This is a genomic window from Mycobacterium mantenii, from assembly GCF_001667865.1.
Classification (GTDB): domain Bacteria; phylum Actinomycetota; class Actinomycetes; order Mycobacteriales; family Mycobacteriaceae; genus Mycobacterium; species Mycobacterium mantenii_A.
In genome coordinates, this window is the sequence record NZ_LZJP01000013.1 from 57,559 (window position 1) to 82,499 (window position 24,941).

At 66.4% G+C, this 24,941-nt stretch carries 21 protein-coding genes and 1 tRNA gene; 9 read left to right on the forward strand and 13 right to left on the reverse strand.

Annotated elements, in window-relative coordinates; all coding sequences use genetic code 11:
* Positions 1 to 691 precede the first annotated feature (691 nt).
* Both A5688_RS02295 and A5688_RS02300 read left to right on the forward strand, forming a co-directional pair.
* On the forward strand, positions 692 to 2,218 hold the full coding sequence (locus tag A5688_RS02295) for a DUF4185 domain-containing protein (RefSeq protein WP_068268037.1): 1,527 nt from the start codon (positions 692 to 694) through the stop codon (positions 2,216 to 2,218).
* 47 nt (positions 2,219 to 2,265) lie between these two features.
* Positions 2,266 to 2,652, forward strand: a complete 387-nt coding sequence (locus A5688_RS02300; RefSeq protein ID WP_067838195.1) for a hypothetical protein — start codon at positions 2,266 to 2,268, stop codon at positions 2,650 to 2,652.
* Positions 2,653 to 2,711: 59 nt separating this feature from the next.
* On the opposite strand, the gene A5688_RS02305 is transcribed toward A5688_RS02300, so the two are convergent.
* A complete protein-coding gene (locus A5688_RS02305; RefSeq protein WP_067838192.1) occupies positions 2,712 to 2,927 on the reverse strand; it encodes a hypothetical protein in 216 nt (71 codons plus the stop codon).
* Between the two features lie 946 nt (positions 2,928 to 3,873).
* Between A5688_RS02305 and A5688_RS02310 the strand changes: the two genes are divergently transcribed.
* The 3 genes from A5688_RS02310 to A5688_RS02320 all read left to right on the forward strand — a co-directional run bounded on the left by A5688_RS02310 (position 3,874) and on the right by A5688_RS02320 (position 7,600).
* Positions 3,874 to 5,109 (forward strand): PPE family protein, encoded by a 1,236-nt coding sequence (locus tag A5688_RS02310; protein ID WP_067838189.1) that lies wholly within the window; start codon positions 3,874 to 3,876, stop codon positions 5,107 to 5,109.
* A gap of 52 nt (positions 5,110 to 5,161) precedes the next feature.
* Entirely contained in the window at positions 5,162 to 6,553 is a 1,392-nt protein-coding gene (locus A5688_RS02315; protein WP_067838185.1) for a PPE family protein, read from the forward strand.
* Positions 6,554 to 6,706: 153 nt separating this feature from the next.
* Entirely contained in the window at positions 6,707 to 7,600 is an 894-nt protein-coding gene (locus tag A5688_RS02320; protein ID WP_067838179.1) for a universal stress protein, read from the forward strand.
* A gap of 66 nt (positions 7,601 to 7,666) precedes the next feature.
* Here the strand turns inward: A5688_RS02320 and A5688_RS02325 are convergent.
* From A5688_RS02325 to A5688_RS02355, 7 genes are all read right to left on the reverse strand, one after another.
* Positions 7,667 to 7,739, reverse strand: a tRNA-Arg gene (locus A5688_RS02325).
* Between the two features lie 360 nt (positions 7,740 to 8,099).
* Positions 8,100 to 8,666: a polysaccharide deacetylase family protein gene (locus A5688_RS02330; protein ID WP_242660327.1), complete on the reverse strand. Its 567-nt coding sequence runs from the start codon at positions 8,664 to 8,666 to the stop codon at positions 8,100 to 8,102.
* 488 nt (positions 8,667 to 9,154) lie between these two features.
* Positions 9,155 to 9,979 carry an LLM class F420-dependent oxidoreductase gene (locus A5688_RS02335; RefSeq protein WP_082951332.1) on the reverse strand — a complete coding sequence of 275 codons (825 nt, stop codon included), beginning with the start codon at positions 9,977 to 9,979 and terminating at the stop codon, positions 9,155 to 9,157.
* A 7-nt stretch (positions 9,980 to 9,986) separates the two neighbouring features.
* Positions 9,987 to 11,060, reverse strand: a complete 1,074-nt coding sequence (locus A5688_RS02340; RefSeq protein WP_067912229.1) for a poly-gamma-glutamate hydrolase family protein — start codon at positions 11,058 to 11,060, stop codon at positions 9,987 to 9,989.
* Positions 11,061 to 12,302 (reverse strand): Nramp family divalent metal transporter, encoded by a 1,242-nt coding sequence (locus tag A5688_RS02345; RefSeq protein WP_431602673.1) that lies wholly within the window; start codon positions 12,300 to 12,302, stop codon positions 11,061 to 11,063.
* Between the two features lie 82 nt (positions 12,303 to 12,384).
* Positions 12,385 to 13,461: an NAD(P)H-dependent amine dehydrogenase family protein gene (locus A5688_RS02350; protein ID WP_067912237.1), complete on the reverse strand. Its 1,077-nt coding sequence runs from the start codon at positions 13,459 to 13,461 to the stop codon at positions 12,385 to 12,387.
* A gap of 24 nt (positions 13,462 to 13,485) precedes the next feature.
* Entirely contained in the window at positions 13,486 to 14,277 is a 792-nt protein-coding gene (locus A5688_RS02355) for an SDR family oxidoreductase (RefSeq protein ID WP_067838163.1), read from the reverse strand.
* Between the two features lie 258 nt (positions 14,278 to 14,535).
* On the opposite strand from A5688_RS02355, the gene pstS (A5688_RS02360) reads away from it, so the two are divergent.
* From pstS (A5688_RS02360) to pstA, 4 genes are all read left to right on the forward strand, one after another.
* On the forward strand, positions 14,536 to 15,642 hold the full coding sequence (gene pstS / locus A5688_RS02360) for a phosphate ABC transporter substrate-binding protein PstS (protein ID WP_067912240.1): 1,107 nt from the start codon (positions 14,536 to 14,538) through the stop codon (positions 15,640 to 15,642).
* 261 nt (positions 15,643 to 15,903) lie between these two features.
* Positions 15,904 to 17,016 carry a phosphate ABC transporter substrate-binding protein PstS gene (gene pstS, locus A5688_RS02365; protein WP_067838157.1) on the forward strand — a complete coding sequence of 371 codons (1,113 nt, stop codon included), beginning with the start codon at positions 15,904 to 15,906 and terminating at the stop codon, positions 17,014 to 17,016.
* 30 nt (positions 17,017 to 17,046) lie between these two features.
* Positions 17,047 to 18,021, forward strand: coding sequence for a phosphate ABC transporter permease subunit PstC (gene pstC / locus A5688_RS02370; RefSeq protein WP_067838253.1), 975 nt, complete (start codon positions 17,047 to 17,049; stop codon positions 18,019 to 18,021).
* 123 nt (positions 18,022 to 18,144) lie between these two features.
* Complete coding sequence (gene pstA / locus A5688_RS02375) at positions 18,145 to 19,047, forward strand: phosphate ABC transporter permease PstA (protein WP_067838154.1); 903 nt, start codon at positions 18,145 to 18,147, stop codon at positions 19,045 to 19,047.
* Positions 19,048 to 19,059: 12 nt separating this feature from the next.
* Here the strand turns inward: pstA and A5688_RS02380 are convergent, their stop codons facing one another.
* The 5 genes from A5688_RS02380 to A5688_RS02400 form a co-directional block, all read right to left on the reverse strand.
* On the reverse strand, positions 19,060 to 19,965 hold the full coding sequence (locus A5688_RS02380; protein ID WP_067912243.1) for a Ku protein: 906 nt from the start codon (positions 19,963 to 19,965) through the stop codon (positions 19,060 to 19,062).
* Between the two features lie 95 nt (positions 19,966 to 20,060).
* Entirely contained in the window at positions 20,061 to 20,969 is a 909-nt protein-coding gene (locus tag A5688_RS02385) for a carbohydrate kinase family protein (RefSeq protein WP_067912247.1), read from the reverse strand.
* Complete coding sequence (locus A5688_RS02390) at positions 20,966 to 22,378, reverse strand: mannitol dehydrogenase family protein (RefSeq protein ID WP_067838145.1); 1,413 nt, start codon at positions 22,376 to 22,378, stop codon at positions 20,966 to 20,968. The genes A5688_RS02385 and A5688_RS02390 overlap by 4 nt, the downstream gene beginning before the upstream one ends.
* A 108-nt stretch (positions 22,379 to 22,486) precedes the next feature.
* A complete protein-coding gene (locus A5688_RS02395) occupies positions 22,487 to 23,344 on the reverse strand; it encodes an HAD family hydrolase (RefSeq protein ID WP_067912249.1) in 858 nt (285 codons plus the stop codon).
* Positions 23,341 to 24,870: a mannitol dehydrogenase family protein gene (locus tag A5688_RS02400; RefSeq protein WP_067912251.1), complete on the reverse strand. Its 1,530-nt coding sequence runs from the start codon at positions 24,868 to 24,870 to the stop codon at positions 23,341 to 23,343. Before A5688_RS02400 ends, A5688_RS02395 begins: the two co-directional genes overlap by 4 nt.
* Between the last annotated feature and the right edge of the window lie 71 nt (positions 24,871 to 24,941).

Genomic DNA, 24,941 nt, shown 5'->3' on the forward strand with positions numbered 1-24,941 from the left:
AAGGCCGGCCAACACGCTCGCCTCTGTTGGATCATTGCCACCGATGACGGTCGACAAACATGCTGACCCAATCAATTTGAGTGTGACACGTCGCAGGCGTTGCGACGGGTGAATGGCGATTCGCATTGTCCGGGTGTGTGCACCGGCTGCGACGGTGCTGCCGGCCGCACGGTTGAGCTGGGGCAATGTGGTGCGCTCGTACCGATGCGCGTCGATGGCGCAACGGCCGGTCGTGCCGCGACGGGGCTCCCGAACCGCTCGGCGCGCGAGCCCGCCGCGCGGACGTTCGGTGCGTTTGGCGGCCGCCCAGCAAAGTGTCGGCGCCCCTTACCCCGCCGCGCCGGGACTGCCGCGGAGCGGTGTGATGAGTGCCCACCTCGTAGCGACAGCCGAGGCGCCGGGGGCGTCGCCCACCCCTCGGGCGGCGCCGGCCCGTGCACCATCGTGGCACCGCGCCGGTTGCCCGCGGAATCCGGAAGGCCGCAGCGGTGGCAAAGCTGTCAGCGCTTCCCATCTGCCCATACGGGCGGTCAGCTAATCACCCGACGGAGGCGCTGTGCTGGAAATCGCCGCGTTGCGACACGGTCACGGATGGATACCTATCAGCGCATCACTAGTCACATATGCCTCGCGGATAACTATCGTCACATGAGCCAACTAAGGACCGGCGTCCTATCCCGAAAGGTGCTACATGTCGGCGTTTCTGCGAAGTGTGTCGCTCTCGATGGCGTCGGCGGCCGCGATCGGATTCGTCCTCGTGGTGGGGCCCGCGCCGACCGCTAACGCCACTCCGTGCGGGGCGCCCGAAGCGAACGTGGAGCCGCCCGCCGCGCCGCCGGCCAGGCCCGCGCCGCAGCCGGTCGTCCAGCCGCCGACCGGGCGCAGGCCCAGCCACACGAATGACCAGGCGCCGCTACCGCGGCTGGGTCCGCTGATCTCGTCCTTGCTCAAGCCGGCCGCGCCGGGCCGGCAGTACTCCGCACCGGTGCACCCGCGAGCCGAGGGACCCGACCCGTCCGCGCCGATGTACCCGCAAGCCGAGGTATTGCCGCCCGGGCCGAACCCGCCCCCGCCCGGCGTCCCCCAATTACCGCCGAATGCCAACCCGATGCGCCCGAACGCCGCGCCGATGCCGCAGCCGCAGCCCGAGCCGGGGCCGCCGCCTCCTTCCATCGCGGGGGCTCCGACGTCGCTCGTCGACTGGGTGACCGGACCGAACGGCCCTAACAAAACCCTGCAACGCTTCAGCATCTCGGGTACCGACCTCGGGATCGCCTGGGACAACGGTGATCCCGCCAACCGCCAGGTTTTGATGGCTTTCGGTGACACCTTCGGCTATTGCAAGGTGCACGGCCAGCAGTGGCGCTACAACACGCTGTTCCGCAGCAACGATCACGATCTGTCCAAGGGAATTCACATCGCCGACGGTGTGCCGAACGACAGGTATTCCGGGTCGCCGGTCTGGGCACCCGGGCTTTCCAAGCAGGTCGTCAACACCATCCACAAGGCGGCACACGAAACGGGCATCATTCCGACCGCGGCGATGTCCATGGGCAGAACGCAGTACATGAGCTACATGTCGATCCGCCAATGGGGCCGCGACGGCGAATGGTCGACGAACTACTCGGCAATCGCCAGGTCCAATGACAATGGCCAGAACTGGGGGATCTTCCCGACCACCATCCGTACGGCCTCGCCGGATGCCATTCCGGGAGCTGGGTTTACGCCGGGAAATGAAAACTTCCAGATGGGCGCGTTCATGAAGGGCAACGACGGTTACCTCTACCAGTTCGGCACCCCGTCGGGACGTGGCGGCGCGGCGTTCCTGTCGCGCGTACCACCGAACCAATTGCCCGACCTGACCAAATACCAGTACTGGAACGGCGACAACGGCGGCCACTGGGTGGCGAACAATCCGGGCGCGGCGACACCGATTTTCCCCGGACCGGTCGGCGAGATGTCGGCCCAGTACAACAGTTATCTCAAGCAATACCTGGTGCTCTACACCGACGGCGGCAGCAACGACGTCGTGGCACGGACCGCGCCGACGCCGCAGGGGCCGTGGAGCCCCGAGCAACCGCTGGTGTCGTCGTTCCAGATGCCCGGTGGTATCTATGCGCCGATGATCCATCCCTGGTCGTCGGGCCGAGACCTGTACTTCAACCTGTCGTTGTGGTCGGCATACGACGTGATGCTGATGCACACCGTCCTGCCGTAAAGACGTTGCCGTCGAACCACGATGGCCAGAGTGAGAGGAGGGCGACGATGATCGCCTTGCAGTATCACGACAATTGTTCCGGTCTCGCCGACCCGCTCACTCCTCTCGCGGCGGCGGCGTTACCCGACGACGTACCCGCGTCGTCGGCAGGCGAGATCTCCACGCGCGAGGGTGCCGAAGACGCGGATGCCCACACGGTGTTCGACGGTCACCGTCCGGATTTCTGGACCGCGGGTAGGCCGGGGCTCCGTGACATCGAGGTGTGCATCGAAGGCACCCGCGCCGACGGTGCGATCAGCCTGGGCCTGGTGGTCAACGGCCTGGATTGCAGTGGTGTTCCGATCGACCAGGCACTTTCGCTCGCAGACGCCCGGGGGGATGCGGGCGTCTGCGGCGTTAGTTGCCGGGGAGGTGGACACCTCAAAGCCAGTTAGCCAGCGGCTGAGAGCTTTTCGCGATGCCACCGTCGCCGATGTGAATCAGGGGGTGTCGGCTACGGCGGCGGCGGAATCCACCGCTTGCCGTCGGTCGTCCAACCGCACGGCAGGTAGTTCCAGTGCGCCGGCGGATTGGGGTCGAAACTCAGGCACTTCGGCGCGTAGAAAGACGGGGCGGGAGGAGGCGGTGCCGGCTGGTTCTCGGCGCGGGCAACAGCGCCGCTGAGCATCACGGCCCCAACGGCCATCAGTGTCGCGACCAGCTTTCGCATCGCAGGCTCGTTAAGTGTCTGCATTCACGAAGCGACGGGCGCTACGTTTCTTTCCTCGCACGCACGGTATAGATGCTAGTCCTGTTTTTCACGCTTGGTGGGACCTTATTTCTCTTGTCGGCCGGAGGCAGCCGATGCGCGGCGGGGGCCTGGATTGCCGGAGGCTGTTGGGGGTATCGAAAAGCGCTATACAGTAAACGCAATTGGTGAACGCAAGCTGGACAGGGCGTCACAGAGAAAAGTACGATCGTATTCAGTCATCTACTTGGTAGAGCGGGGAAGTTGTTGCGGCATCGGTGCCGTGCGGGAGCACTGCAATGAAGTCTCTCGTTGGGGGTCTGCCTCCAGCGTTTGCTCCCAGCGCCCCCGAAATCGGTGTGCGTGGCCCGAGTCGCACCCCACGGCCCATCCGTCGCTTCGCGCAGGCGCCTACCTGCGTAGCAGCTCTCAGTGCGGAGCAAACACGTCAAGATAGCTGGCGCGCAATCGAAGTCATTGCCAGCACGCATAATCGCCGAGTCGAATCCTATTTGCAACGCAGGCGGCATCGCCCGTGGCGCAACCGTGGATCCTAGCCTCGAGGTCGAGCTCATGTCGCGAACGCGTTGCTCTGCAACGCAAGCGGCGCAATGTGCAACGTGCGGAGAACCGCCGTAGCCGTCTAGCACGTACCGCGGGCTGCTGAGGCGCTCGCGGCCAGGAAGCTGGCCACGGATTGCCGTTCGTCGGAATGCCTTGTGCCATAACAGCAATGCCGCCGCGATAGGCGCGGCGGCATGACGCGCTGACCAGTCCGTCGGTGGCATGCAGCTTTGGTCGTCCGCAGCACACCGGGCCGCGTGGCGCCGGTGCGCGGATACCGGAAATGCGGGTTCATCAAGTCAACAAGCACGGCGGCGGCGCAGGGCGCTTTGAATGTGACCGCAGCAGTATCAGAGGTTTAGCAATGGATTTCGGAGCTCTACCACCAGAGGTCAACTCCGGCCGAATGTATGCCGGCCCGGGTGCGGGGCCGATGTTGGCGGCCGCGGCGGCTTGGGACGGGTTGGCGGCGCAGCTGCACGCTGCGGCGGCGTCGTACGAGTCGGTGATCGCGGACCTGACCGGCAACTGGCGTGGTCCTTCGTCGGGCACGATGGCAGCCGCGGCAGCGCCGTACACGGCGTGGATGAGTGCGACCGCCGGCCAAGCCGAGCAAGCCGCCAATCAGGCCCGAGCGGCGGCGTCCACCTATGAGGCCACGTTCGCCGCGACGGTCCCGCCACCGATAGTCGCGGCCAACCGTGCCCGGTTGATGGCGCTGGTCGCGACCAACCTTCTCGGTCAAAACACTTCGGCGATCATGGCCACCGAGGCCGAGTACGCCGAGATGTGGGCCCAGGATGCGGCGGCGATGTACGGCTACGCCGGCTCCTCGGCGACGGCCACGCAGATGGCGCCATTCAGCCAGCCGCCGCAAACCGTCAACCCGGCCGGGACGGCGGGACAAGCCGCCGCAGTCGCGCAGTCCACCGGCACCTCGGCGGCAACCAATGCGCAATCGATTCTGCCGCAACTGATGTCGGCCGTCCCGCAATCGTTGCAAAGCCTGACAGCACCCGCCGCCGCCGCCGCTGACCCACCGTCGCTGCTGTCGGCGTTGGACTCGGCCCTCACGGGTCCGCTGGGCCCCGTGTCGCTGTACGGCATTGGTGGCAGCCCGTACCTGCTTGGGATCGAAAACTACCTGGTGCCCCAGAACGTGGCGAATGTGAACAGCGCGCGACAACGGCTCGACAGGGACAGATCGAAGCTGAAGGAGCTGGGCGGGGGCCTCGGTTCAGAGACGCGGGTGGTCCGCTCAGCGACCCCCGGCGGAGCCGGAATGTCCACGGGCACGGGTCGCGCCGGCGTCGTCGGACGCTTGTCGATACCACCCGGATGGGCTGCGGCCGCCCCGGAAATCCGGACGGTCGCCGCGGTGTTGCCGCAAACGAATCTTGCCGTCGCACCGGCGGCCGCTGCGGCGGATGGGCAGGGGCCACTGTTCGGCAACATGGCCGCTTCGGGCCTGGCCGGCCGGGCCGTTGCGGCTACCGGGACCGGCTCTGCTCGCGGAATGGCGTTCGGTGGCAGCGCATTCGGGCGGGCGGCCACCACCGCCACGATCATCGTCATCAACGCCGACGACGCCCAGGAATAGAAGGCGCCGGCATCTCACCTTCGAACTAGCCGCAAAGAATCAAGGAGTTCCAATGGATTTCGGAGCACTGCCCCCGGAGCTCAACTCCGGCCGGATGTACATAGGTCCCGGCTCGGGATCAATGTTGGCCGCCGCGTCGGCCTGGGATGGGTTGGCCGCCCAACTGCACTCCGTGGCGGCATCCTATGAGTCGGTGATCTCCAACCTGACCAGCGGTTGGCAGGGCCCGTCATCGGCAGCCATGGCGACAGCGGCCGCACCCTACGTGAAGTGGATGCGCGACACCGCCGCGCAAGCCGAGCAGGCCGCCGCCCAGGCGCGAGCGGCCGCCGCCGCGTACGAGACCGCATTCATGGCGACGGTGCCCCCGGTGGCGATCGCGGAAAACCGCAGTCAGCTGGCGTCACTAGTGGCCACGAACGTACTGGGACAGAACACCGCCGCGATCTCGGCCACCGAGTCGGAGTATGGACAGATGTGGGCGCAAGACGCCGCGGCCATGTACGGCTACGCCGGTTCCTCGGCGTCCGTCGTACAGATGACGCCGTTCAGCCCGGCGCCGCAGACCACCAACCCGGGCGGTACGGCCGGCCAATCAGGCGCGGTCGCCCAAGCCGCCCGCTCGGCGCCCGCCAACGCGCAGTCGGCCTTGTCGCAGCTGATGTCGTCGACACCACGAACCCTGCAAGGCCTCGCATCGCCCGCCGCATCTTCGGCGGCGGATCCGGCGTCGCCGGCGTCATCCTTGGCGACCTGGCTGAACAATTTGAATTCCACGCCGCTGGCCCGGATTGCCGCGAACGTCGAGTTCGTCACCAAGGCGATCCGTCCGGTCAACGACACGTTGCTCAGCCTGAGCTTGGGCCTCGTGGTGACGGCACGGACCTGGAGCGACACGGCGGTCGAGCTCGAGGGGCCGCTGTTCGCCGCGCTTGGGTCGAGCACGCAGACGGTCGCGGCGGCCGGGGCGTGTGCCGTGTCGGCGGGTGTCGGCAGCGCGGGCCTGGCCGGAGCGTTGTCCGTGCCCCCGGCCTGGGCCGCCGCCAGCCCGGGGATCAAGCTGGCGGCCACCGTGCTGGAGTGCACCACCGCGGGAGCCGCCCCGACGGTCGCGGCGGCTACGAGTGGCCTCGTGGGTGAAATGGCCCTGGCGGGCTTGGCCGGAAGCACCCTGGGCGGTGCGGTGCCCCGTGGGATCACCGCAAGCACCGGGCGGGGTTTAGGCCGCCGCCCGTCGGACGCCGACGGCAAGACCCCGGACAAGCTCAAGGCCGTCCTCGCGGAACTGCAGCAGGCGCCGGAGGCGGTCCAGCACTGGCACACCGATAAGGCTCATCTGGAAAGTCTTTTGGACCAGTTGGCCAAGAAACCGGGCGTCCACGCCGTGCACTTGTCCTCTGCTGACAGATCCAAGGCCACACCACCGCGGGCTACCTGGGGGTAGCGGATCTCGTCCCGCCTGGTTGCCGTTCCGGGTGTTGCCGGGCGTAGGGCTGTTGGTCGGGCAAATCGGTGACCAATGCCACCTGATCTTCTGCGACCGTCGTCCTATGGTCAGGCGTGAAGCTGCCAACACGACCCAGGGCAGGAGATTGAAATGTCTGACCCCGGAACCCATCGTGGCATCTTGGTAGGCGTCGACCGCTCAGCCTCGTCGATGGCCGCGGCCGAGTGGGCGGCGGTCGACGCCGCAATGCGCAACGTTCCACTGACACTCATGCATGTTGTCGCACCGGTCGTGCCGGCAATCGCGCCGTGGCCGGAGATTCCGATTCCTCAAGGCTATTTCGAGCAGCAGGACGACGAGGCGAGGCGGGTTCTCGAAGACGCGCGCAGGGCGGTCGCCGACAGCACCGGTGACCACGGCCCGCCGTTCGTGTACAGCGTCGTGGTGCACGGCCCGGTCGTTTCCACCCTCGTCAACGAGTCCAAGATCGCGGACATGATGGTCGTGGGATGCCAGGGCGAAGGCGCGTTTGGCCGGGTGTCGTTCGGCTCGGTCAGCACCGGCCTGGTGAATTATGCGCATTGCCCGGTCGCAGTTGTCCATGACGATGAGGCCTCGCCGCCGCCGGCGCAGGCGCCGGTGCTGGTGGGGATCGACGGTTCCTCCGCATCGGAGCGGGCGACCGAGATCGCCTTCGACGAGGCCTCCCGCCGGGGTGTGGACTTGGTGGCACTGCATGCGTGGTCGGACGTCAGCATGTTGGAGGTGCCGGGTCTGGATTTCGCGCCGATGGAGGTGACGGCACACGAGGCGCTGACCACGTGGCTCGCCGGCTGGCAGGAGCGCTATCCCGATGTCACGGTGCGACGTGTGGTGGTGCGCGATCAGCCGGCGCGTCAGCTCGTTGAGCACTCGGAGTCCGCGCAACTCGTGGTGGTGGGCAGCCACGGTCGCGGCGGATTCGCGGGCATGATGCTGGGTTCGGTGAGCACGGCCGTTGCGCGCACGGCGCGGACCGTGGTCATCGTCGCCCGCGAGCCGTAGCGGCGCGTGCGCGCATCACGGATGTGCTGACGACCCGCATACAGAGATGCATTGCAAGAACACGAGTGCCCCCGGCAGGATTCGAACCTGCGACACCGGCTTTAGGAGAGCCGTGCTCTATCCCCTGAGCTACGGGGGCGCGGACGTCTTCTGAATACCTGACTAGAACCTAGCCGGTGGAAGCGCTGGGCGGGTTTCCGTGGTGTTCTCGGCGTCCTGTTGCCGTTCCCGGCGGTAGACCTGGTCGTCGGGAGTGCGGCGGGTGCAAGTGTAGCGGGCAGGACGATGGCCACGCGACGCTTGGGCGTGCGTGGTGGGCGCTTGGCGTGACGGCCGGTGTTGGGCGGCTCGCTCTTTGGATCGGGTCGTCTACGAAGGCAAGCCGCGATTACGTTGCGGTCCAATGCGAATCCCGGCATGACGAGCGAAGAGTGTCGCGGTGATCGCGGCATAGGCGCCCGCACTCCGGCGCCGCCGATGACGATCGCATGAGCATTCATTAGGCGAAGACGTCGTTGAGGGTCACGGTTTGCAGGTTACGGCTACGGATGATGTCGAGCAGCTGGGGAAAACAGCGGGTGACAGTGGGAAGGTTGGCGTGGCCCAGCACAATTTGATGGGGCAGCAACGATTTTTGCGCCGCAGTGATCAGCCCGGCGTCGCTGATGGGCACGCTATCGCCAAGACTGCCGCTCCACAGCGCGATGGTGGCATAACCCTGATCGGCCGCAATCCGGTCCGTGGCGGTAGTGTGCCGGCCGAAGGGCGGCCGGAAATAGGGGGTTCCGTCAACCCCATAGGTGTTGCGCAAGAAATCAGCGTTGCGCCGGATCTGGCCGGCAACTGCGGCTGAACCGATGCGGGTGATGTCGGGATGCGACCAGGTGTGGTTTCCCATCTGGATTTGACCGGAATCGACCATCGGCCGCAGTGCGGGTGCGTTGACCGACCAGGAACTGTTGGCGCCGTTGACGAAGAACGTCAACCGGATCCCGCTGTCGCGGCAAAAATCGGCAAATGCGCCCACCACCTGCCCGCTGGCGCCGTCGTCGATGGTCAGCGCCAACTGGTTATCGGCCCCCGGTAGCCGGGTGAGCACACCGACAGGGTGCGGCATTTTCTGGGTCGGAAAGCCTCGGACAGTCGGGGACCGACTGGCCGCGGCCAGTACGGCGATCGCGATGCCGCACAGCAGTGCGCGGCGATCCATGTTCTTCATGGGTCAACGCTACTGCCCGCCACGACCCAGAGGAAGATCGTGTCTTTCGTTGTGCGCCTTGCCATAAGGCTCCCGCACCATGGCGATCGCGGCCGAAGGTCAGGACTGCTGGCCATCCAGTCTGTTGGCCGCGACGTCCGCAGCACGCAGCGATCTCATCGGTGGGTGCGAAGTTCGTTCGCGCAGCCAGGTGTCGGCATCGTCGCGCCAGGTACGGGCAAGCGATGGCGGTGATCCTGTGAGCGGCTACCATCACGAATCGCGGACCGTTCGGTCCACGCCGGGGCGGACGGCCTGAGCTCACCGGCACGCCCACCGCTAAGGCGCCGCGGCGGTCACCGCAGTTCGGCGATCACCTTGGAGAAGTTGTCGATGTTGTTGTCCTGCACGGTGAAGGACGAGACGCCATATTTTTCGCGGTAGGCGGACAAGGTGTCGGCGATCTCGCGGGGTGAACCGCTGAGCACCGACGGCATGGACAGGATCTCCTCATCGGACAGCTCCGGCGAGTAGGTGCGGGTCAGCTTGAGGTCGGGCTCGGTCTCCCCGAGCCGCGGCATCGCCGTGATGGCGAGGTTCAGCTCGAGCGAGTCGAATCGGTCGCCCGCCGCGTTGCGGACGAACTCGACGCGTTCGGCGAACGGGTCATCGACGGCGCGCACCTTGGCGCCGGTCAGCCCGATGATGTCGGCGTTGCGGGCGGCGATGGTCAGCACCCGGTCGCCGTTGCCGGCGATGATCAGTGGCGTCGACGGGTGGTGTTCCTTCAGGTAGCTCGTCATGTGTTCGAGGTAGTCGACCCGCTCGCGGGCACTGGGATACGGGATCTCCGCGGCCTCGAACTCCTCCTTGACGTAGCCGGTGCCAAGCCCGATTTCGAGGCGGCCGTCGCTGAGCAGATCGAGGGCTTGCATGTCGCGGCTGAGCAGCGCCGGCTTGTAGAACGCCGAATTGAGCACGTACATGCTCAGCCGCAGCGTGGTGGTCACCATCGCGACCGCGGTCAGCGTCGGGAACGGTGCTGCGGCGCCCAAATGGTCCGGCACGCAAAGAATGTCGAAGCCGGCGTCTTCGGCGCGCTTGGCCTTGTCGAGCAGTGCCTCGCGCGTCTTGAAGAAACGCATGCTCATTCCGAAGCGAAAATCCTTGGCCACCAACAATCTCCGTTCAATTCGACATTGACCAACTACGGGCGGCGTCCGCCAACCCCTGGATCAGGGCGCCGGTGACCGACGACAATCCGTCGTCACCGGGCAGCGGGCTGCGCGGGCTGATCCCCCTGACCCGCGCGGACAGTTCCAGCTGAGTCCCGCCGTCGCGCACCCTGTTCACCGGGTTGCGCGGGTGCAGGCCGCGCAGTTCCGGCGGGATGTCGTCGAGGTCGGTGATCAACCGGTAGCCGGGCAGCCGGATGTGCCGGGTCAGGTGAGCGGCCAGCGTCCGGTTGCGGCCACCGGCCAGCAGTTGGGTGCTGCGACCATCGCGGCCGTACCCGTGCAGCGACACCGCGACGTCGACATGCTCGAGGAACTCGGCGAGCCGCGCCGACTCGGCCGGGTCGAACAGCGCCGACGGCAGGTGATGCGGGTAACGATCGGGATGGCGCACCACGTACACCGACGCGCCGGCGGCCTCGGCGGCGCGATCGGCGATCACGTCGGTCATCTCTTCCAGCCCGCCGCCGTGGATCGCGAAAAACCCGAAACGTGAACGCAATTGGCTGCTCTCGATCACCCCGGGTTCACACAGCAATGCCGAAAGCGACTGTGGCCCAAGCCCGGACGCCGGCGACGATTTCGGGCGTGGCCAGCCGGCGGGATCCCAGCGACGCAGGAAGTCGACCCAGCGTTGCGGCAGCCCGTGCTGCGTGGCGCCGTCGATGATCTTGGGCAGGTAGCCCGGCCGGGGCGGGCCCGGGGTCACCCGGTGGTCGATGTACACCCAGGCCCGTGCCGGTCCGTCGTCGGTGTGCACGGTCATCCGGTCGCGCCGGTAGCGCACCGGCACGCCCTCGGCGCTGTCCAGCGTCGCCAGGTCGCCGTCGGAGATCTGCCACACCACCCCGTAGACCTGGTTACCGTCGAGCGGTTCGACGGTGGCCACGCCGCGCTGGTTGATCAGCCAGTCGTGATCGGCCAGCACCGCTGGCCGCGGATGCGCGGCGTCGGGACAGCGTCGCGCCATCTGCCTGACGCACAGGTTCGACCCGTATGCGAAATAAAGGTGCCGGCGGGCCGGCATTCAGCCGGTCACCGTCAGCCAGATGAGCACCATGTTAAGCAGACTAATCAATACGCCGATGGCCCAGCCAAGAATCGTGGTGATGCGGTGATTGACGTCGCCACCCATCAGCTCGCGATTGCTGGTCAGCTTGATCAAAGGCAGCACGGCAAAAGGTATTCCGAACGACAACACCACCTGGGAAAGCACCAGCGCGCGGGTGGGATCGAATCCGACCGCCAGGATCACCAGCGCGGGCACCAGGGTGATCGACCGGCGCACCAGCATGGGGATCGACCGGTGCAACAACCCCTGCATGATCATGGCGCCGGCATAGGCGCCGACCGAGGACGACGCCAGGCCCGAGGCAAGCAACCCGACGGCGAACAGCACCGCGATGGTGGCGCCCAGCGTGTTGTGAATCGCGGCATAGGCGCCCTCGATGGAGGCGCTCACGTTGCGGTGTTGCAGATTGAGCGCGGCGATGATCAGCATGACGGCGTTCACCGTGCCGGCGACCGCCATCGCCAGCACCACGTCCCAGCGGGTGATGCGCAACAGCAGATGGCGATGTGACCCCTCGTCGGGATGCCCGTGCCGGTCGAGAACCAGGCCCGAATGCATGTACACCGCGTGGGGCATCACGGTGGCGCCCAGAATGGCGGCGGCCAACAGGACGCTCTCGGTGCCGCGGAACCGGGGCACCAGCCCGCTGAGCATCTCCTCCGGAGGGGCCGTCTTGACGAAGAAACTCGCCGCGAATCCGATCGCGATGACCAGCAGCAAGCCGGTGATGACGCGCTCGAAGATGATCTGTCCGCGCCGGTCCTGAATTCCCAGCAACAGCAGCGCCACCAGGCCGGTGATCAGCCCGCCGGCCAGCAGCGGCAAATTGAACAGAATGTGCAAAGCGATGGCCCCGCCGACGACTTCGGCCGCATCTGTTGCGATGGCCACGAGTTCGGCCTGCGCCCAGTAGACCAACCGCGCCGGTCGGCCCATCCGCTTGCCGATCATGGCGGGCAGGGAGCGCCCGGTGACCAGCCCCAGCTTCGCCGACAGGTATTGCACCAGGCCCGCCAACACGTTGGCCACCACGATGACCCACAGCAGCAGGTAGCCGTACTGCGATCCGGCGCTGACGTTGGCCGCGACGTTTCCCGGGTCGACGTAGGCGATCGCGGCGACGAACGCGGGCCCGAGCAAATACCAGTTGCCCTTGAGCGAGCCCTGGGTGCGCTGCGCCAACGTGTCGACCTCGATTCACTTCACCGAATAAGAAAGTGAGGTTAGTCGAACATCGCGGGGGCACCCGCAGCGGCCACTGCGTTTCCCACTCTCTGGCTCACTGCGGGAGGTAGAGCCCCTTGCCGGTGATCAGGGGCAGGTCGAGCGTCGTCACGATGCCAGCCGGGGCGGCCACCACCGCGGGGATGGCGTTGACCACCCGCATCGCGGTGGCCACCAGGCCCGCGTGGTTGTGATCGCCCTTGCGGCTGCTCAGGCAGACGTCCATGGCGTAGGACGGTTCGCCGGTGATCTCGATGCGGTAGGAGCCGCCCTCCTGGGCGGGCTGCGGCCAGTCGGGGCACAGGTCCTCGCGCAGGCGGGTGACATGTTCGAGGACGACGACGGGCTCGCCGTTGAACATGCCGAACACCTCGAAGCGCAGCGCTGCGGCGGTGCCCTTGGCGATGTGACCCGAGGCGATGTCGAAGTCCTCGGGTGCCGGTATGCGGACGTAATTCTGGGTCACCTCGTCCAGCGAAATGCCGAGTCCCGCCGCGAGTTGCCGGATCACCGACCCCCAGGCGAGGCTGAGCACGCCGGGCTGCAGCAGCATGGGAATCTCGTCCAGCGGCTTGCCGAAGCCCATCACATCGAACATGACCGCGGCGCTGTCGTACGTGGCGTAGTCGACGATCTCCATGCAGCGAATCTGCTGAATGCTCTGGCAGGTGCCCGCCAGCGCCAGCGGCAGCAGATCGTTGGCGAAGCCAGGATCGATACCGTTCACGTAGAGGCTTGAATTCCCTTCGCGCGCTGCATCTTCCAGCGGCTTGATGAGCTCCTCGGGAATCACCTGCCACGGATACTGCAAGAAGACCGGGCCGCTACCGACGACGTTGATCCCGGCCGCCAGGACGCGCCGGTAGTCCTCGAGCGCCTCGGGCAACCGGTTGTCGGCCAGCGCGTTGTACACGGCGCACTGCGGCCCCGTGGCGAGCACGGCATCCAGATCGGTGCTGGCAAGCACGCCTGTCGACTCGGCAAGTCCCGCAAGTTCTGCCGCGTCCTTGCCGGCCTTGGCGTCGGAAGACACCCAGACGCCGGTCAGTTCGAACTCCGGATTGGTGATGAGCGCCCGCAGCGCATGGATACCGACATTGCCGGTGCCCAGCTGGACGACGGGGATGGGCATGACAGGCTCCTTAGGCGTCGGGGGTCACAGGTCCGGGACGGGGATGTCGAGGTTGGGGAAGGTGAGGCCGCCGTCGACCTCCAGCGTCTTGCCGGTCAGGAAGTCGCCGGCCGGTGATGCCAAATACACTGCCGCAGCGGCGATATCGACGGGGTCGCCGAGACGGCGCATGGGTGTCACCTTCTCCATCGGCTTGCGCAGTTCCTCGTTGGAGGCCACTACGTCGAGCGCCGAGGTCAGGATCGAGCCGGGTGCGATGGCGTTGACCCGGATGCGTGGGCACAGGTCGAGCGCGGCCGAGCGGGTGTAGTGAGCCAGCGCGGCCTTGGCCGTGGCGTAGGCGGCGAAGCCGCGCCCGGCGAGCCGGCCCATGGTGGAGGTGATGTTGATGATGTTGCCGCCGCCGGAGTGCTCCAGCATCAACGGCACCGAGGCCAGCGTGAGTGCATGCGCGGTGGCGACGTTGAAGGTGAACGCGTCCTTGAGGTCTTTGGTCGAGGTGGTCAGCAAGGTGTTGGGCATGGTGCCGCCGACGTTGTTGACGACGATGTCTAGTTTCCCGAACGCCTCGACGGCCTGGCCGGCCAGCTCGGCGGTGGCCTCGGGATGGGCCAGGTCGGCGGTGATGATGTGGGCTTTGCGGCCCACCGCGCGGACCTGTTCGGCGACGGCTTCTAGTTGGGATTGCGTGCGTGAGGCGATGAGAACGTCCGCACCCGCCTCGGCGAAAGCCAGCGCGATGGCCGCCCCGAGGCCGCGGCCCGCACCGGTGATGACGGCGACTTTGTCGTCGAGACGGAACCTGTCAAGGATCATGGCGGCCTCTCTTCTTTCGGTGTCAGCCGACACGGTAGCAAGCCGCGCCGTCTCGGATCGGGCATTTCTGGAACAGGTTCTACTTTTGCATACGGGCGGGGCGGTGCGGCCTTCCGATTGTGCTGCGGCGGCGCGGACGGGCCCGGCGCTGCGCTTGCCGGCACCCGCGTGCGCTGCGCGGCCATTTGCGTGCCGTTAACCTTGATGCTGTTAGCTGAACGGCGGCGATCATGTGTGTGGACACCACGAGGAAGTAACTTGAGGCGCAAGCATTTTGGTGCCGCATTGAGCGTCCTGACGGCTAGTGCGCTGGTGCTGTCGGGGTGCGGGAGTGACGACACCCGAGCGTGGGGACACGGGGCAAATCCGTCGGGCCAGGTTAGCTGCGGTGGCAAGAAGGCCCTGAAGGCCAGCGGATCCACGGCTCAGACCAACGCGATGACCCGCTTCGGCAACGCGTTCGAGCGGGCCTGCCCCGGCCAGACGCTGAATTACACTCCCAACGGTTCGGGTGCGGGGATCGGTGAATTCACCGGCAACCAAACCGATTTCGGCGGCTCGGATTCGCCGCTGGCCCCGATCGAATACTTCGCCGCCCAGACGCGATGCGGTTCGCCCGCGTTGAATCTGCCGGTGGTATTCGGCCCGATCGCGATCACCTACAACGTCCGCGGCGTCACCTCGCTGATCCTCGACGGCCCCACCACCGCAAAAATCTTCAAGGGCGTGATCGCCGTCTGGAACGATCCCGCTATCCGGGCGCTGAATCCCGGCACCGCGCTGCCGGCCGAGCCCATCCGCGTCACGTTCCGCAGCGACCAGTCCGGCACCACGGACAATTTCCAGAAATATCTGGACTCGGCCTCCGACGGTGTCTGGGACAGAGGCATTGGGAAGACCTTCACCGGTGGGGTGGGCGAGGGCGTCGAGGGCAACGGCGGCACGTCGGCGGTCGTGAAAGCGACCGAGGGCGCGATCACCTACAACGAATGGTCGTTCGCTTCGGCGCAGAAACTGGACATGGCCAGGATCGTCACCTCGGCCGGACCGGACCCGGTGTCGATCAGTGCGGATTCGGTCGGGAAGACGATCTCGGGTGCCACCCTCACCGGGCCGGGCAATGATTTGGTCGTCGACACCTTCTCGTTCTACAAGCCGACCCGGCCCGGTTCCTACCCCATCGTGTTGGCCACCTACGAGATCGTGTGCTCCAAGTATCCCGACCCGCAGGTGGGGGCGGCGGTAAAAGCGTTCCTGCAGAGCACCATTGGCGCCGGGCAGGATGGTCTTGCGGACAATGGATATATCCCGGTACCCGGGTCGTTCAAGTCACGTCTGTCGGACTCAATCAACTCGATCTCCTGATTTCGAGAACGGGTTCGCGGCCACGGCGGGCGCGGTAGACGGGTGCGCATTTCTTTGCTGTCGTGCCGTCCCGGGGCGGCGTCGAGTGCGGATTTCGCCCACGTCGCCGCCGGGTTCCATCGCGTTCAGCCGCGAACGCCGAACAATTTGCTCAACGTTTACCTTGTTACTGTTAGCTTCGTGGCTGCGAGACGGGCTGGTGGGGGCGCAGTGCCTCCGACCGGCGGCGATCCTGTTTCATCCCTACCGTAAGGAAGCGAATTGAAACTCAACCGATTTGGCGCCGTTCTGAGTGTCCTGAGCGCCGGCGCGCTGGTGTTGTCGGCATGCGGAAGCGACAACAACGGGACCGGCGCGAGCGCTACGAGCGGCTCCTCGTCGGGCAACGTGAGCTGCGGCGGCAAGAAGGCCCTCAAGGCCAGTGGTTCGACGGCTCAGGCCAACGCGATGACCCGATTCGTCAACGCGTTCGAGCAGGCGTGCCCCGGACAGACGTTGAACTACACCGCCAACGGGTCCGGCGCGGGAATCAGTGAATTCAACGGCAAGCAGACCGATTTCGGTGGTTCGGATTCGCCGCTGGCGCCCAACGAATACGCCGCGGCACAGCAGCGTTGCGGTTCGCCGGCGTTGAACCTGCCGGTGGTTTTCGGCCCGATCGCCATCACCTACAACGTCAACGGTCTCAATTCACTGAGCCTGGACGGGCCCACGGCCGCCAAGGTCTTCAACGGCGCGATCACGACGTGGAATGACCCCGCGATTCAGGCCGTCAACCCGGGTGCCACGTTGCCCGCCGAGCCGATTCACGTCGTGTTCCGCAACGACGAATCCGGCACCACGGACAATTTCCAGAAATACCTCGATGCCGCCTCCAACGGTGCGTGGGGCAAGGGCGCCGGGAAAACCTTCAAGGGTGGTGTCGGCGAGGGAGCCAAGGGCAATGACGGCACCTCTGCGGCGATCAAGGCCACCGAGGGATCCATCACCTACAACGAATGGTCGTTCGCTCAGGCGCAGAAGCTGAACATGGCCAAGGTCATCACCTCCGCCGGCCCGGACGCGGTGGCGATCAGTGCGGACTCGGTGGGCAAGACGATTGCCGGAGCCAAGATCGCCGGCCAGGGCAACGACCTGGTGCTCGACACGCTGTCCTTCTACCGGCCGACCCAGGCCGGTTCCTACCCGATCGTGTTGGCCACCTATGAAATCGTCTGCTCGAAGTACCCCGACGCGCAGGTCGGTACGGCGGTGAAGGCGTTCCTGCAGAGCACCATCGGTGCCGGGCAGAACGGTCTGGCCGACAACGGCTACATCCCGATCCCCGACGCGTTCAAGTCGAGGCTGTCTACGTCCATCAACGCCATCACATAACCTGAAGTGGTCGTGACACGAGGAACAGCAATCAGCCCGTCGACCACGGAGAAGCCGGCACTAACAACGCTGAGTGCACACGTGGGGCGGCGGGCTGATCGCCTGTTCAAGTTGGCCGCAGCCGCTGCGGGCTCGACGATCGTGATCGCCATCCTGTTGATCGCGCTGTTCCTGTTGCTGCGCGCCGTCCCGTCGTTGCGCGTCAACCACGCGAACTTCTTCACCAGCGCCAAATTCAGCACCAGCGACCCGAACAAGCTCGCGTTCGGGATCCGCGACCTGCTCATGGTCACGGTGCTCAGTTCGCTCAGCGCGCTGGTGCTGGCCGTTCCCGTCGCGGTCGGCATCGCCGTGTTCCTGACGCAGTACGCGCCCAAGCGGCTGGCGCGCCCGTTCGGGGCGGTGGTGGATCTGCTGGCCGCGGTGCCGTCGATCATCTTCGGGCTGTGGGGGATTTTCGTGCTCGCCCCCCAGATCGAGCCGGTGGCCGCGTTTCTCAACCGCCACCTGGGTTGGTTCTTCCTCTTCAAACAGGGCAACGTTTCGCTGGCCGGTGGCGGCACCATCTTCACCGCCGCGGTCGTGCTCTCGGTGATGATCCTGCCGATCATCACTTCCGTCTCGCGCGAAGTCTTTCGGCAGACCCCGCACATCCAAATGGAGGCGGCGCAGGCGCTGGGCGCCACCAAATGGGAGGTGGTGCGGATGACCGTGCTGCCGTTCGGCCGCAGCGGTGTGATCGCGGCCTCGATGCTGGGGTTGGGCCGGGCGCTGGGCGAGACCGTGGCGGTGCTGATCATTCTGCGTTCGGCGGCCCGCCCGGGTAACTGGTCGCTGTTCGACGGGGGTTACACGTTCGCCTCGAAGATCGCCTCGGCGGCCGCCGAGTTCAGTTCGCCGCTGCCCACGGGGGCTTACATCTCGGCGGGATTCGCACTCTTCGTCTTGACGTTCATCGTCAACGCGCTCGCTCGCGCGATCGCCGGCGGCAAGGTCAACGGATGACCGGTCATGGGGAGCGTTCATGACGCGCGGCGCGACGACGCAGAGCGAAGCGATGATGAGGAGCGGCGCTCATGACGCGCGGCGCGACGACGCAGAGCGAAGCGATGATGAGGAGCGGCGCTCATGACCGTTGAGGCCCTTGACCGGCCGGTCAAAGTCGAGGTGTTCAGGCCGCTGAGCTTCCGGCGCCGGATCACCAACAACGCCGCGACGCTTTTCTTCCTCGGCTCCTTCTGCATCGCGCTGGTGCCGCTGATCTGGGTGCTGTCGATCGTGATCGCACGAGGCTGGTACGCCGTCACACGGTCGGAGTGGTGGACCCACTCACTGCACGGCGTGCTGCCGGAGCAATTCTCCGGCGGCATCTACCACGCGCTTTACGGCACGCTGGTGCAGGCGGGGGTGGCCGCGGCCCTGGCCGTGCCGCTGGGCTTGATGACCGCGGTCTTCCTGGTGGAATACGGGTCCGGACGGCTGGTGCGGTTGACGACCTTCATGGTCGATGTGCTCGCCGGGGTGCCCTCCATCGTGGCGGCGCTGTTCATCTTCAGCCTGTGGATCGCCACCCTGGGCTTCCAGCAGAGTTCGTTCGCGGTGTCGCTGGCCCTCGTCTTGCTGATGTTGCCGGTGGTGGTGCGCTCCGCCGAGGAGATGCTCAGGCTGGTGCCCGACGACCTGCGTGAAGCCAGCTACGCGCTCGGCGTGTCGAAATGGAAGACCATCGTGCGGATCGTCTTCCCGATCGCGATGCCCGGCATCGTGTCCGGCATCCTGCTGTCGGTCGCGCGGGTGATCGGCGAAACCGCGCCGGTGCTGGTGCTGGTTGGCTACAGCAGATCGATCAACGTCGACATCTTCCACGGCAACATGGCTTCGCTGCCGCTGCTGATCTACACCGAGCTCACCAACCCCGAACACGCGGGTTTCCTGCGGATCTGGGGCGCGGCGCTGACCCTGATCATCATGGTCGCCGTGATCAACGTCGTCGCGGCGCTGACCCGCTTTTTGGCAACCCGCAGGCGCTGACCCGCGGCGGGGTCAGGACTTCGACGACGCTTTCGAAGCAGTCTTCTTGGCCGGAGCCTTCTTGGCGGCCGTCTTCTTCGCGGGAGCCTTTTTCGCCGCGACCTTCTTCGTGGGTGCCTTGCCATTGCCGGAGCGCGCTTTCACGCTGGCCTCCAGCTTGGCGAGCAGATCGGAGACGTCCTCGGTCTCGTCCAGCTCCTTCGGCTGCTCCTCGGTGGTAAACGCTTCTCCGCCTTCGAGTTTGGCGTCGACCAGTTCCTGCAGCTGCTCCTGGTAGGTGTCGTGGTAGCGGTCGGGATTGAAGTCCTCGGCCATCGACTCCACCACTTGACCGGCCATCTTGAGTTCGGCCGGCTTGATCTCGACCTTCTTGTCCAGGATGGGGAAGTCCGGGTCGCGGATCTCGTCGGGCCACAACAACGTGTGCACCACCATCACGTCGCGCTTGCCGAAGTCCTTGACGCGCAAGGCCGCCAGCCGGGTCTTGTTGCGCAGCGTGAAATGAACGATCGCCATCCGATCCGTCTCGGCAAGCGTCTTGGCAAGCAGCACATAGGATTTCGATGACTTGGAGTCGGGTTCCAGGAAGTAGCTGCGGTCGAACAGCATCGGGTCCACCTCGCTGGCCGGCACGAACTCCAGCACTTCGATCTCGCGGCTGCGTTCCTCGGGCAGGGTGGCGATGTCGTCATCGGTGATGATGACCATCTGGCCATCGTCGGATTCGTAGGCCCGGGCGATGTCGCGGTATTCGACGGTTTCGCCGTCCACCTCGCACACGCGCTGGTAGCGAATTCGGCCGTTGTCCTTGGCGTGTACCTGGTGGAACTTGATGTCGTGGTCCTGGGTGGCGCTGTACACCTTGACCGGGACGTTCACCAGCCCGAACGCGATGGAACCCTTCCAGATGGAGCGCATGCAAGTCAGTATGCCCGTAGGCCCGGTGGCAAAACAGCACGGCAGGGCTACGACCTGGGATTGTCCGGCCGGGCTGTCAAGGTCGGGATGAGCGCCTAGCGGCGCCGGGCGGCCTCCAGCGCGGCCCGATCCGGCAGGTCGGCTCCCGCGCGTCCGACGGTGAGTGCCGCGGACAGGCTCGCCGCCTGCAGCGCCGTCGTCAGCGCGTCCACGTCGATCCCGTGCAACTCGGTGCGCCGGTCGGCGCCCAACGATCCCGCTCCCCATAGCGCGTCGATCAGACCGGCCATGAAGGAGTCACCGGCGCCGACGGTATCGACCACGCGCTGCGCGCGCGTCGGCACCCGGGCGATCCCCGCTGCGCAGAAAGCCACCGCGCCCCGGTCGGCCATCGTCACCGCCACGACGGCGGGGCCCAGCCGCAGCCAGGTCTGCGCGATCTGGTCGGGCGGGCGAGTGGGGTCGATCCAGTGCAGGTCTTCCTCGCTGACTTTCACGATGTCGCTGCGTTCGATGAGATGCTGGATGCGCGCGACGGCCAGGTCCCGGTCGGCGATCAGCGACGGCCGCACGTTGGGGTCGAAGGTGATCGTGGCCGAGACGCGATAGGCATCGATCATCGCGGCGACCGCCAGGCAGCCCGGATCCTGCACGGCGGCAATCGATCCGGTATGGACGAAAAGCGGCGGGGCCACCGGCGGCGTTCCGGAAAGGTGCCAGTCCAGATCGAACACATAGTCGGCCGACCCGTCTTCGGCGATGGTCGACCGCGCGGTCGCCGTGCGCTCGGCTGTCCGGCTTTCTGAAACCAGTTGCACCCCTGCGGCTTCGACGTAGTCGATGATCCGGCGGCCGTACGGGTCGTCGGCGATGCAGGTGAGGAAGTCGACGTCGCGGCCCAACCGGCCGAGCCCGACGGCGACGTTGAGCGGGCTGCCGCCGACATGCTCCTCGCTGTCGACGATATCGATCAGCGACTCGCCGATCACCAGCCCGCGGGTCATCGCACCAAAGCCTCCAGCGTTGCCCGAGATCCCTTGCTGTGCAACGAATCCAGCGCCCAGCAGTACGCCTCGACAAACCGCGGTTGGTGGGCCAGATCGCAGAACACCGCGGTGACCTCAACGAACGCGGTGGGATTCTGGTGCTGCGACCGGGCGATTGGAATGAGCGAGTCCGCCAGCTGGTCCAACACCTCGTACGGCTTGCCCCACTCGTCGACACCCTCGACGTAGCGGGCCCAGCTGGCCACCGCCGCGGCAGCCAGTTGAACCGGTCCGTCGTTGGCGAGGTTGTCGCAGATGACGGGAAAGAGCCATTTCGGGATGCGGTCCGACGAGTAGGCGCACAGCCGGGCGACGGTGTCGCGCACGGCCGGGTTGGCGAACCGCTCGACCAGCGTGCGGGCGAAGGCATGCAGGTCGATTCCCGGCACCGGCGGCAGCGTGGGGATGGCCTCGGTGTCGAAGTAGGCGAGCAGGAACTCGGCGAACAGGGGATCGCGCGCCGCCTCGTGGACGAACTGGAAGCCGCACAGATGGGCGAAGTAGGCCAGGCATTGATGGCCCGCGTTGAGCAGCCGCAGCTTCATCAGCTCATAGGGGCGCACATCGTCGACCATCAGTACCCCCGCTTGCTCCAGCGGCGGCCGGCCATCGGCGAAGTCGTCCTCGATCACCCAGGCGGTGAACGGCTCGGCCACCACGGGCCACCGGTCGTTGACGCCGAAGTCGCGTCGCACCTCCGCCGCCATCTCCAAAGTCGTTGCCGGAGTGATGCGGTCGACCATCGAACTCGGGAATCGGGCGTGTTCCGCCACCCACTCGGCCAATTCGGGATCCATGCGTTCGGCGCTGGCGAGCACGGTACGCCTGGCGACCTCACCGTTGTTCTCGATGTTGTCGCAGGAGACGATCGTCGGCGCGGGGATGCCTCGATCGCGCCGCCGGCCGAGCGCCTCGGTGATCAACGAGAACGCCGGCCCGTCGGGATCGCGGTACCCGCCTTCGGTGATGGTCAGCGAAATGATCCGGGTGGACGGCGCGGCGAGCACCTCCAACGCCGACTCGGGATCGTCCGGGGCGTAGCGGTAGTCGACGATCGAGCCGATCACCTGGGCGTCCCGGCTGCCGTTGGGATTCTCCAGGATCAGCGTGTACAGCCCGTCCTGACCGTTGAGGACGTCGCGCATGGTCCAGTCGGCGGGCATCACCCCGACCCCGCAGATGCCCCAGTCGTTGGCCAGGCCCTGCTGCAGCAACAGGTTGATGTACGCAGCTTGATGCGCCCGGTGGAAGTGGCCCGCCCCGATGTGGGCGATGCCGACGCTCACGCCGCCGCGGTCATAGGTCGGCGCGTCGATCGGCAGCTTGGCGAGCGACGCGTTGTTCAGGTTGATCGCGCTAGCCACCATCGGCCAACTCCTCCCGGGCCACGGTCCGGTCTTTACCGGGCCCGCGGCACCTCTCGACGGTATGACGGCCGCGGGCCGAAGCCCAGCGGCACATGACCTGTCGATGCCCTACGTGAGCGGGGAACCTGCGGCCGGCACGGCCGAGGTCAGCAGGACATCAGCAAGCGCACGCCACGAATCCGTGATCGCGACCGCGCCGGCATTGATCAAATCCGTTCGGCGGCAATCCTGTTCGTCAGGTGGCACGAACATCAGGTTGCCGACGGTGGCGTAGCCCGCGGCGACCGCGGAACCCACGCCGGCCACGGAGTCTTCGATCGCCAGCCCCTGTTCGGCCGCGACGCCCAGCGCCTGGCCGGCATGCAGGTACACCGCCGGGTCGGGCTTGCTTGTCGGCACCGGAAGCGAATCCTCCGCGCTGAAGGTCACCGCCTCCGCGATCAGCGAGTCCAGACCGGTCGCGGCGAAGCAGCCCAGCAGGCGCTTGGTGGCGCTGGAGCTGACGGCCGCGAGCGCGTAGTGCTTGGCGAGCTCGCGCAGCGGTTCCAGCACCTCCGGATCGGGCGTCAGGGTGGCGGCCAGATGAGCCGTGACCCGTTCGCGCTCGTCGCGCACCCATTGCTCGAGTTCGTCGGCGCACAATGCGTTGCCGCTGGCCACGTCGGCGGCCGAGGCGACCACCGCGCCGGGACGGCCCCGGGTCAACGCCGGATCGAGCGGCACTTCGCACTGCACCGCCAGGTCGAGGGCGGTGTTGCGGAAGTTCTTTCCGACGGCCCGCTTGCGCAGCTCTTCGGAGCTGAGCGGAGCCGTCACGCCGAACCTGGCCAGGAAGCGATTCGTCACCTCGGTCGACGCCTCGAACGCCGGCCGCTCCGAACCGAACAGGTTGTCGTCGGCGTCGCAGAGCAGGGTGGTGATCGGCGCCGGGTCGAAGGGGCGCACAAAGGTCAGGCGGGAGTTCATCGCGTCACCAACTCCCGCTCGTCATTGCGCAGCGCGTACCGCAACGTGGGCACCACACCGCGCTCGTCGATGTCGGCAATCATCTCGCCCAGCCGCTCCGCGAAACCGGGAACCGCGCGTACCTCGGCGAACATCTCGTGCTCGAGCAGCGGGTCGGCGTTGGTGCTGGCCATGTTGGCCAACCTAGCCACCGGTATCGCCTGCGAGTCTTCGAGGCGGAGTTTGCGTCCCTGCAGGTCGTGGCCGCGCATGTAGCGGGCCCATCCGGCGACGGCCAACATCAGCAGCGAGTGGGGCCGGCCCTGCGCGATCGCTTCCTGCAGGGAGGGCATCACGAACTGCGCTATCTTGCTCGTTCCCCGTCGAGCCAGTCGGGACAACTGGTCACTCATCCGCGGATTGCTGAGGCGGTCGAGCAAGGTTTCCCGGTACTCGGGTGTGTTCATGCCTGGGACCGGGGGCAGCAGCGGCTGAATCTCGTCGCGCAGCAGCGCCTCGACGTAATCGAAGATGGCGCGGTTCCGCATCGCCTCGTCGGTGCGCTGGTGACCGGCCAGGGTGGCCAGGCACGCGAGCGCGATGTGGGTTCCGTTGAGGAGACGGGTCTTGATCAGTTTGTGGTCGCGGACATCGGCGACGAATTCGACACCGACCTCGTCGAGCGGCGGCCGCCCATTGCTGAAGGCGTCCTCGATCACCCATTGGCAGTACGGCTCGGTCACGACCGGCCATTTGTCGGCCACGCCGAACGTCTGCTCGACGAACTTGCGCTCCGACTTGGAGGTCTGCGGAGTGATGCGATCGACCATCGTCGAGGGGAACGCCACATACGTGTCGATCCACCGGGCGAGCCCGGGGTCCTTCAACGCGGCGAACGACAGCAGCGCCGTTCTGGCCGGTTGGGTGTCGCCGGGGATGTTGTCGCAGCAGAGCACGGTGAACGGTGCGATGCCGGCGCGGCGACGCCGGTCCAGCGCTTCGGTCAGATATCCCCACGCGGTGGCGTACCCGCCGGAGGCGCCATTAGACGTGACGACGTCAGCGCGCACGTCGGGGTGGTCGGCGTCGAACTCGTCGGTGACCGGGTTCAGGAAGTATCCGTTGCTGGTGATCGTCAGGCTCACGATGCGGGTTTGGGGATCGGCCAGGGCGGCACGGACTGCCGCGCCGTCGTTCGGTGCGTAGTGCACGGAGCCGATCGAGCCGACCACGCGGGCGGTCTGGCGGTCGTGGCCACGCTGCACCACGGTGTACAGCCCATCTTGTGCCGTCAGCAGGTCTTTGAGGTCGGGGGAGTGGAGGCTGACGCCGGTGACTCCCCATCGTCCCGAGATGCCCGAGCGGGCCAGGTCGTCGAAGTAGACGGCCTGATGTGCGCGGTGGAAGTTGCCCGCACCGATGTGAACGACACCGCGCCGCAGGGCCGAGCGGTCATAGGTGGGCACCGCGATTCGCTGGGAATGTAGTCGTAGGGTCGCATTGCTGAGGGGGACGCCGCATTCTGGACGCCAGGGGATTATGCGCATCAGTGTTCCGTAACCGGGGCGCCGGCGGATCTAACACGTTCGTGAACGATGTCACAGAACTTTACGTTTGA

Coding starts and splice junctions, on each gene's coding strand:
- A5688_RS02320 (WP_067838179.1), top strand. CDS start 6,707: ATGTCTGACCCCGGAACCCATCGTGGCATCTTGGTAGGCGTCGACCGC.
- A5688_RS02400 (WP_067912251.1), bottom strand. CDS start 24,870: ATGCGCATAATCCCCTGGCGTCCAGAATGCGGCGTCCCCCTCAGCAAT.
- A5688_RS02315 (WP_067838185.1), top strand. CDS start 5,162: ATGGATTTCGGAGCACTGCCCCCGGAGCTCAACTCCGGCCGGATGTAC.
- A5688_RS02295 (WP_068268037.1), top strand. CDS start 692: ATGTCGGCGTTTCTGCGAAGTGTGTCGCTCTCGATGGCGTCGGCGGCC.
- A5688_RS02350 (WP_067912237.1), bottom strand. CDS start 13,461: ATGCCCATCCCCGTCGTCCAGCTGGGCACCGGCAATGTCGGTATCCAT.
- A5688_RS02355 (WP_067838163.1), bottom strand. CDS start 14,277: ATGATCCTTGACAGGTTCCGTCTCGACGACAAAGTCGCCGTCATCACC.
- A5688_RS02390 (WP_067838145.1), bottom strand. CDS start 22,378: ATGGTGGCTAGCGCGATCAACCTGAACAACGCGTCGCTCGCCAAGCTG.
- A5688_RS02310 (WP_067838189.1), top strand. CDS start 3,874: ATGGATTTCGGAGCTCTACCACCAGAGGTCAACTCCGGCCGAATGTAT.
- pstA (WP_067838154.1), top strand. CDS start 18,145: ATGACCGTTGAGGCCCTTGACCGGCCGGTCAAAGTCGAGGTGTTCAGG.
- A5688_RS02300 (WP_067838195.1), top strand. CDS start 2,266: ATGATCGCCTTGCAGTATCACGACAATTGTTCCGGTCTCGCCGACCCG.
- A5688_RS02395 (WP_067912249.1), bottom strand. CDS start 23,344: ATGAACTCCCGCCTGACCTTTGTGCGCCCCTTCGACCCGGCGCCGATC.
- A5688_RS02380 (WP_067912243.1), bottom strand. CDS start 19,965: ATGCGCTCCATCTGGAAGGGTTCCATCGCGTTCGGGCTGGTGAACGTC.
- A5688_RS02385 (WP_067912247.1), bottom strand. CDS start 20,969: ATGACCCGCGGGCTGGTGATCGGCGAGTCGCTGATCGATATCGTCGAC.
- A5688_RS02305 (WP_067838192.1), bottom strand. CDS start 2,927: ATGCGAAAGCTGGTCGCGACACTGATGGCCGTTGGGGCCGTGATGCTC.
- A5688_RS02340 (WP_067912229.1), bottom strand. CDS start 11,060: ATGCCGGCCCGCCGGCACCTTTATTTCGCATACGGGTCGAACCTGTGC.